The following is an 884-nucleotide window of genomic DNA, read 5'->3' on the forward strand; positions in this document are numbered from 1 at the left end:
CGCGTGAACTTTTGAATCAGGCTCTTAGAGGTCTCCGAGTATAGATAGAAAATATTGCTAACTTATCCTGTTTATCAGTCTGGCAAATGAGCAAACCTTCTCACATAATGCGGATGACAAGATGATGAATCAAAGCCTCGCAAATAGGACATAAGCAGGACAACGCAAGAAAAGTGAGCCCTTACCCATATTGCGAGGTGTCGTCATTCGGATCCTGAACAACCGGATCCGGTAAGTCAGGCATCAGGTCTTGGTCCGGATCAGGTACGGAGGTGCCTTGCAATCCGGTTTCGTCAGGGCCATCAGCATCTTCAGCCGTCAAGGCTGCGGGGTCTGGAACATCAGGTGCCGCTGGCGCCACCGCGCCAGGGTCAGCGCCTACCGCATCAAGATAGCTGCTCAGATATGAGACAGGTGCAGACGGGGCTGGAGCGGCGGCCGGATCATGGCCGATCGCGTCGAAGTAGGAGGCCAGCCGGTCCATTCCAACGGCGACAGATTCCTCTGGAGCCGGAGTTGGAGCTGTGTTGGCGTCGTTGTCATCGGACCCGTCGCTGGTGTCCGCGAAGGCCATTGCAGTGCTGTCCATATCATGCACGGGCTCCGACGCGGTACTGGCGTCTGTCAGGTCGAGCGTGACCTCATCCGTGTCAACATCGTCCGGTGCATCATGCTGGACGGGGACCACGGGTGTGAAAGTGATACCCTGCAGAACCGTGTGGTCGACATGATGCCCGCTGTTGCCATGGACACTCTGAACATCGATCTGAACCTGAACATCCGCGTCGCCGGCGGCAACGCCTTGCTGGACGATGTGGAACGTATCGAAATGCTGTCCGGACGCAACCAAACTACCGGATAACGTATAAAATTTTTCGCACATT

At 55.4% G+C, this 884-nt stretch carries 1 protein-coding gene; it reads right to left on the minus strand.

Translation table 11 applies throughout. The annotated features are described in order from the left end of the window. Positions 1-181 precede the first annotated feature (181 nt). On the minus strand, positions 182-884 hold a 703-nt coding region (locus E1297_RS48925; protein WP_209015568.1), incomplete at its 5' end, for a hypothetical protein.

This window comes from Roseibium sp. RKSG952, from assembly GCF_009711355.1.